This is a genomic window from uncultured Campylobacter sp., from assembly GCF_938045205.1.
Classification (GTDB): Bacteria; Campylobacterota; Campylobacteria; order Campylobacterales; family Campylobacteraceae; genus Campylobacter_B.
This window is the reverse complement of the sequence record NZ_CALIMY010000157.1, coordinates 1-7,710: the sequence shown is the minus strand read 5'-3', so window position 1 is coordinate 7,710 and position 7,710 is coordinate 1. Positions and strand designations below refer to the sequence as shown.

Sequence of the window (7,710 nt, the reverse complement as noted above, 5' to 3'; positions counted from 1 at the left end):
GCAAACCGAAAAAATACCGAATAGCTTTAAATTTTATCCGTCGCCGCCTACTATTTTTGCCGCACTTTCAAGTTTCGTTAAAATTTTGTTTATATAGGCCTTCAAATTTAAGCTTCTTTTAACATATATTGAATAAAATTCTTTTTATATATCGATGTATAAGAAATGCATAAAAATCAGATTTCTTGCGATATATTAAAATAATTTTACTCAAGGGAGTTTTGATGAAAAAGAGCTGTCTGTTTGCCGTCATAGCCGCCGTCGCGCTTCATGGCGAAATTTTTAATCTAGGCGAGATCGAAGTCACGTCAAAAATCGGCGATAAGGTCCAAGAAAGCGACACGAGCGTCGCGGTGATCGACGAAGAGAAGATGAAAAAAACGAGATCAAGCGTCTCTCGGAAGTCGCCGAGAGCACGCCGGGAATTTACGTAGATAAGGTAGGCGCCCGCGCGGAGCAGAATTTGCTCGTTCGCGGCTTCGACGCTAGACGCGTGCCGCTATTTATCGACGGAATTCCGGTTTATATCCCTTACGACGGCAACACGGATTTCGGGCGTTTTACGACGTTTGACCTGTCGCGTATTGTAATATCCAAAGGCGCTAGCTCCGTGCTTTACGGACCCAATACTATGGGCGGCGCGATAAATTTAATCACCAAAAAGCCTAGCAAAGAGCTTGAAGGCAACATCGGCTACGGACTAGAATTCGGCAAAAACAAAGGCACTTTCGGCAACAAAGTTGATTTTAATATCGGTAGCAAGCAAGAGCTATTTTATATTCAAGCGGGCGGTAACTTCTTTCAAGATCGTGGACAGCAGCTATCGTCGAATTTCCATGAAAAAACTACACGTAACGAGGACGGCGGCAGGCGAGATAATTCCATCCAAAGAGATAAGAAATTTAACCTAAGAGTGGGCTTTACGCCGAACGAGACCGACGAATACGCTATTAGCTACATCAATCAAAAAGGTAAAAAGCAGCAGCCTTATTACACGGGCCGCTACACTAGATATAATTTGGCAAGGCGATATTGGGATTGGCCCGTATGGAATAAACAAAGCGTTTATTGGCTATCTCATACGCAGTTTGGAAGTAGTCTCTACGTAAATACCAAGGCATTCCACGACGAGTTTAAAAACGATTTGGACGGCTATAAACCGAGCGAATTTCACAGCCACTACCGCGATAAAAGCTACGGAGGCGGTATAGAAATAGGCGGCAATATCAGCGATAACGATACGTTAAAATTCGCTTCTAGCTACAAAGTGGATATTCACAAAGAGCACGACGACGGCGAGCCTATCCAAAAATACAAGGACAAAACGTATAGCTTCGGGCTTGAAAATACCTATTCTTTCACGGAATTTACACAACTAATTTTAGGCGCTAGCTACGATACTAGAAATGCCGTAAAAGCCCAAGAATACGGCAGGACGAGCTTCTCGCCGCGCCGTAATGTTCTTTATGATTTCGACGTCGCTAAACGTCACGCCTTTAATTATCAAGCTGTACTCAAACATAGCTTCGACGGAGACGATGAGCTCAGCTTGAGCTACGCGAAAAAGACCTATTTTCCGAGTATGAAAGATCGCTACTCAAGAAAATTCGGAAAAAACGAGCCAAATCCGTTTTTAAAACCCGAGATCGCTAACCACTACGAAATCGGTTATCAAAGAAATTTTGACGGCGGCTTAAAGATCGAAACCGCGCTGTTTTACTCAAGGGTCAAAGACGCTATCGGCGAGCATAATATCGTAATAAACGGAACCAGATATGCTCAAAATACTAATATAAATAAAGCCAGATATAAAGGCTTTGAGTTTGCCGTAAGCTACCTACTTACCGACGATCTGAAAATCGGCGGAAACTACACGTATATGAACGCTAAGTATCAAGACGCCGAGGATACGCGCGTTTATGGCATCCCTAAGCACAAAGGCTTCGTATATTTAGACTATAAAATTCTGCCTAAGCTAGGCATATACGTATCGCAATATATGAGCTCAAGTTTGTATTCAAACTCCTACGAAGTTACGAAGCTGGGCAGTTTCGGCACGACTAATCTCAAGCTTACGTATGAGCCCGTCGAGAGCTTAAGCGTAGAGGCTGGAGTATCGAATCTGTTTGATAAAAACTATGAGTATAGAGAGGGCTTCCCTGAGGAGGGTCGCGTATTTTTCTCGAACATCAGATATAAATTTTAATTCAGGTTTAGACGGCGTCGGCATTTTGCCTTTTCATTGAACTTCGCGGGCGAGCGGTTTTGAGCTTATCTCAGGCCGCTCGCCCCTTTTAAATTGAAACCCTAAATTTTAAAATCCTAAATTTAGCCAGACATTCTAAAATCACCGCCGCTAAATTTTAAAATTTAGCAGCTAAATAGGCATCTAGCGAAGATAAATCTATTTTAAAATTTCTTTTGCTATACTTGCGAAATCAAAAATTTTAAAAGGTACGACCGTGAAAAAAATATTTCTATTTCTCTGCGCCACGAGCATGCTTTTTGCTCTAAGCGAGGCGCAGATCAAGGACTACATCGCCCAAAACAGCGAAAATATAGAGCAACTGCAGGGCACTCCATCTAAAATTTACGCCAGCTCGCCGCCGCTTTTATATATGCTTTACGCGCTTGATCCAGCTAAAATCAGCGGCACGAATTTCGAGTGGAACGACTACGAGCGGCCCTACGTCAAAAAAGAGGTGCAAGAGCAGCCCGTCGTGGGCGGCTTTTTCGGTCAGGGTAAAATTCCAAACGTCGAGATACTGCTACGCCTAAATCCAGATCTCATCCTCGTAAACGCAAGCTTGCGCAACACCAAAAAGATGAGCGAGGTCTTCGGCTCGATCAAAAAGCCGATGCTCTATCTAAGCGCGTTGCAGCTCGAGGATTATCTGGACGGGTTTGAAATTTTAGGCGAAGTGACGGATAAACAGGAGCGTGCGGCGCAACTCATAGGCTACGCGAAAGAGTCGCTAAATTTAACCGCGCAGATCGAGGAATACATTAGAAAAAACAACCTGCAAAAGGTAAAAATTTACTACGCACAGGGCGGCGACGGGCTAGCCACCGAGTGCGAGGGCTCATGGCACGGGGCGTTAATCGAGCGAGCAGGCGCGCAGAACGTGCATAAATGCTCCGAAGATCCAAATGCCAAATCCTTCGGGCGCGTAAAAATCAGCTTCGAGCAGCTCGTAAAATACGATCCCGACGTCATCCTCATCTACGAAAAAGAGCTGTTTGATAAAATTTACGGCGACCCGAAGTGGCAGCTGCTGGGCGCGGTGAAAAACAAAAAAGCCTACTACATCCCGCGCGAGCCCTTTTCGTGGTTTGACCGCCCGCCTTCATTTATGAGGTTTTTGGGACTAAAGTGGCTCATAAACTTAACCTACCCCGAAGCGTTTAAATTTGACATCGTTTCCGAAACGCGCGAGTTTTATAAGCTATTTTTGGATCTTGAGCTCACGGATGCGCAAATTTATAAAATTTTAGGATGGGGTGCGGAGTGAGTAAAGAAAGATGAGCAAAAGGGCGTTTGCGTTTTTAGCCCTGCTGCTGGCATTTTGCGTCGCGGGCTCGCTGCTGCTGGGCAAATACGGCTTTAGCGCAGAGGACTACGCGCGCTACGTCACGGCGCTGTTGCGGAGCGAAAGCTTGAAAGATTTCGAGGTCATGCACACGCTCTTGCTCGAGATCCGCCTGCCGCGCATACTTGCGTGCGTGCTCATCGGCGCGAGCCTCGCTATCAGCGGCGCGGCGTATCAGGCGATGTTTGTAAACCCGCTCGTTAGCCCCTCGATACTAGGCGTTCTAAGCGGCGCGGGATTTGGCGCGGCTGTTGGGATGTTTTTCAAATTTAACGAATATCTCATCCAGCTTAGCACCTTCGGTTTCGGCTTTCTGGCCGTGGCGGTGGCACTGGGCGTCTCAGCGCTGTATTCGCGTAGCGGTAGCGTCATCGTGCTAGTTCTGGGCGGCGTCATCAGCGGCTCGCTCTTTACCTCGCTACTCTCTGTGCTAAAGTACGCCGCAGACCCAAACGACGCGCTCCCGGCGATCACCTATTTTTTGATGGGAAGCCTCGGCTTTGCATCCAAAAGCTTTATTCAAATTTCGATCCTACCGATGTGCGCGGGCATTTTGCTGCTGGCGCTTAGCGGCAAATACCTAAACGCGCTAAGCCTTGGCGAAGAGGAGGCAAAGAGCCTGGGCGTAAACACGGCGCGTGTTAAAATTTTCATCATCCTAGTCGCGACTTTCGTTAGCGCGCTTAGCGTGACGATCGCGGGCATCATCGGCTGGATCGGGCTTATCGTGCCGCACATCGCGCGCTTTATCTTCGGCGCCGATAACCGCGCCGTGCTTGCTAGCTCGGCGATGATCGGCGCGATATTTCTGCTCTTTTGCGACAGCTTCTCGCGGCTCATTTTTACCTTTGAGATCCCCATCGGCATCGTCACCTCGCTGTTTGGTATTCCGATGTTTATCATCGTGCTTCGCCGCGCCAAGAGGAGCTTTTGATGCGAGAAAATTTGATAGAGGTGCGAAATTTGCGCTTTGCTTACCAGGGCAAACCCGTACTAAAGGGCATCAGCTTTGACGTCGCGACGGGTGATACGCTAAGTATCCTAGGCGCCAACGGTAGCGGCAAAAGCACTCTACTTCGCATAATGCTCGGATTTTTAAAATTTGAAGGCGAGGTGCTGATCGGCGGCAAAAGCGTGCGCGACTACGGCAAAAAGGGGCTCGCTTCACTCGTCGCCTACGTGCCACAGACGCACGCTCCGTCCTATGACTACAGCGTCTTTGACGTCGCTCTGATGGGTGCGCTGTGCAGGACGCCGCTGTTTTCTAGCTTTAGTGCGGCGGATAAAAAGCTAGCCGAGCAGGCGCTGGAAAAGATGGGTATCGCGCATCTAAAAAATGCGCCCTACACAAAGGTCAGCGGCGGTGAGCGGCAGCTGGCGTATATCGCGCGCACGCTGGTTCAGGGCGCGAAAGTGATCTTTATGGACGAGCCGACCAACGGGCTGGATTTTGGCAATCAGATCAAGCTGCTGGAGATGATAAAAGCGCTGGGGGACGAGGGCTATACCTTCGTGCAGACGACGCACTACCCACGCCACGCGAAATTCGTTTCAAATTTGACGCTGTTTATAAAAGACGGCGAAATTTTAGCCTTTGGCGAGAGTGAAAAGCTCATAAACGCCGAAAATATCGATAAAATCTACGGCATAAACTACGAAAGATATGAGGATAGATTATAAATTTTACGAGCACGTAGCGCCGTTAAATTTAGCCGAACTAGGGTAAAATTGCGCGCATAGAAGAACTTCTCGGCGACAAAACGGCGCGCATTATAAAATGCCGTGTGGGTCGCGACTTCGGCAATGCAAGCAGCAAACCGAATTGCTAGCGAGCAAAACGTCCAAATTTAAAGGAAAATCATGACTCCGCGAGAGATATTTTTAAACGGTTGCAATGAGATCGCGGCAAATTTCACGGACTTTAAGCCCGCGCAAAAGGGACAAAAACTAACGAAGCTCGCAAGCAACAAGGAGATTTTATTTGAGATTTATTTTAGCTCTAGCATGCGCAATTACTCTGGCAGCGTGAGCATCCTGCCGCAGGTCGCGATCTACTGCAAGCGCCTAAAAAAGCTGATGCAAGAGGAGCTGCCCTACTCGACCGATCTTGTTTTCGTATCGCACCTGGGCTATCTCACGCCGCGCAAACAGTTTCGCGACTGGCAGCTAGCGGGCGCTAGCTTTGAACCCAGCGTTCACGAGATTAGCGCGGCTATTAAGGACTACGCGCTGCCTATTTTTGAGCTTTTTGAGGACAAACAAAAGGCGGTGGAGTTTATGATGCAGCGCGGGGCTAAATTTAACAAAAATCTAAGCGCTTTCGATCTGCGCCCAATCTACTTTATCTATTATTTCGGCGGCAGGGACGCAGCAGAGGAGTTTTTCAACGTCTGCCTGAGCGAGTGCACCTACAAAGGGCGATTTTATAAGCTTTATGAAGAGCTTGCAAACGGCGCGGAGGCGGATTTTAGCAGAAGTTCGTTTTGGAGCGATACGGAGGCGAAATTTGCATTTGTAAAAGGACTTAGAATTTTAAATGGCTGAAATTTTAATTCAAATTTTAATCGTCTTGCTTCTTGGCGGGATTGTTTGGACGCTTTTTTGCCGCAACCCTCGCAAGCTTAATCCGCACCGGCTTGCCGCGATAGATGGGATAGGCGAGGTAAAAAGGCTTTCCGTGAGGCCGTTTTTGTTCTGGCTGGAGCGGTTTTTTATCTCGTGCGAGAGCCTTTGGTTTGATCAGGATTTTATCTACGTTTTTGATGGACAGAAGCTCGCGGCGAGGTATAAATTTGAGCAAATTTTAGAGCTTGAAGTTACAAAAATACGGATAAATCATGCTAGGATTTGGCGGATCAGCTTTGCAGGCGGCGCGAGCGAGCTTGAACGTGGCGGCGCGAACAAGCCCGAACAAGACGGCGTGAGCGAGTATAAATTTGTGCCCGCCGCTTCGATTTTTGAGCCGAGCTTTAAAGAATTTTTACAAATTTTACGCGAGAAAAACCGAGAAGCGATCAAGACGGAGTCTAGATTTTGGGAGACCGTTTAGCGAGGCAAAATTTTACAAAGCGAATTTACAAAAAATATAGAAAAGGCGCGCAGCTTTCAAGTGCGATCATCGCAAAGAGCGGCAAAAGCTACGCGCGAAACCGCAAGAGGCGATAATAAATAAGGGGGAAAAATGAAACGCTGGAGCAAGCTTGCAAAACAGCTTTACGAGCTCGTGGATGAAAGCATTGATTTTAAGCTCCACTGCACGGTTTATAGGATGCAAAGCAGGCGCGGCAGCACGGATTTGCCGCGATATTTTATCACGCTTGCGGGCGAGATTATTTTTGACTATCCGAAGGATTTCGCGCTAAAAAGCGGCGGCGTAAAAAGCCTAGCACAGGGCGCTCTAACGAAAATTTATCCGTATGGTAACGACATAAGCGACATCGGCGAGCTTATCCGCGAATATATCGATATGCCCAAAGATGAGCTGTTTGCAAAGCACTTTGGTGCCGATGAATGGGGGCTTGCAAATATCCTAAAGGCCGCCGACAAACGCATCGGCAAAAAGAGGCTGCAAATTTTAGCCAAAAACAAGAAAAATCAAGCGATGCAAAAGGTGATAGCGGCTAGATTGGGAGCTTTGCAATAAATCCACAGCGGCGATTTAAATGCGGAGCGAACAAGCGTGGACGACAAACTAAAAATTTTGATTTATGAGCGGACTTTTTAAAATTTAGCTACGATCATTCGGTGAAAATTTAAAGAATTTAGAGCAGATAAAATACGCAGGGATGGGCTTGCCTTAGCACTTTTCGCCGGGCGGTTTGAAATTTCAGGCGGGTTTAGGCGCGGCGCATAATTTTGCGCTAAAATTTAATGAAAAATCGGTGCGATCTGCCCGATAAATTCAGGAAAGGATAATGATGATTTTAGCTTAAAACTACGATGAGATCGACTTTGACGCGCTTTATAAGACGCAAAAAGCAAAAAGCTCATTCGGCAAAAAACTGGCCGAGCATTGGGACAAAAAGGCGCCTAGCTTCAACGAGGGCGTGATGCAAAGCGCCTACGCGCGCGAGTTTATAGACAAAGTCGATTTTGCGGGCGTTTCAACGCTGCTTGATTT

At 47.1% G+C, this 7,710-nt stretch carries 8 protein-coding genes; all 8 read left to right on the top strand.

Annotated features, from left to right (window positions below):
• Positions 1–224: 224 nt before the first annotated feature.
• A complete protein-coding gene (locus Q0198_RS09570; RefSeq protein WP_297897461.1) occupies positions 225–434 on the top strand; it encodes a hypothetical protein in 210 nt (69 codons plus the stop codon).
• On the top strand, positions 386–2,206 hold the full coding sequence (locus Q0198_RS09565; RefSeq protein WP_366112056.1) for a TonB-dependent receptor: 1,821 nt from the start codon (positions 386–388) through the stop codon (positions 2,204–2,206). The genes Q0198_RS09570 and Q0198_RS09565 overlap by 49 nt, the downstream gene beginning before the upstream one ends.
• A gap of 256 nt (positions 2,207–2,462) precedes the next feature.
• Positions 2,463–3,512 carry an ABC transporter substrate-binding protein gene (locus Q0198_RS09560; RefSeq protein ID WP_297897458.1) on the top strand — a complete coding sequence of 350 codons (1,050 nt, stop codon included), beginning with the start codon at positions 2,463–2,465 and terminating at the stop codon, positions 3,510–3,512.
• A gap of 10 nt (positions 3,513–3,522) precedes the next feature.
• Positions 3,523–4,524, top strand: a complete 1,002-nt coding sequence (locus Q0198_RS09555; protein ID WP_297897456.1) for an iron ABC transporter permease — start codon at positions 3,523–3,525, stop codon at positions 4,522–4,524.
• Complete coding sequence (locus Q0198_RS09550; protein ID WP_297897453.1) at positions 4,524–5,270, top strand: ABC transporter ATP-binding protein; 747 nt, start codon at positions 4,524–4,526, stop codon at positions 5,268–5,270. The genes Q0198_RS09555 and Q0198_RS09550 overlap by 1 nt, the downstream gene beginning before the upstream one ends.
• 180 nt (positions 5,271–5,450) lie before the next feature.
• Positions 5,451–6,134 carry a hypothetical protein gene (locus Q0198_RS09545; RefSeq protein WP_297897451.1) on the top strand — a complete coding sequence of 228 codons (684 nt, stop codon included), beginning with the start codon at positions 5,451–5,453 and terminating at the stop codon, positions 6,132–6,134.
• Positions 6,127–6,639 (top strand): hypothetical protein, encoded by a 513-nt coding sequence (locus tag Q0198_RS09540; RefSeq protein WP_297897448.1) that lies wholly within the window; start codon positions 6,127–6,129, stop codon positions 6,637–6,639. The genes Q0198_RS09545 and Q0198_RS09540 overlap by 8 nt, the downstream gene beginning before the upstream one ends.
• A 132-nt stretch (positions 6,640–6,771) precedes the next feature.
• A complete protein-coding gene (locus Q0198_RS09535; protein WP_297897446.1) occupies positions 6,772–7,233 on the top strand; it encodes a hypothetical protein in 462 nt (153 codons plus the stop codon).
• Positions 7,234–7,710 lie beyond the last annotated feature (477 nt).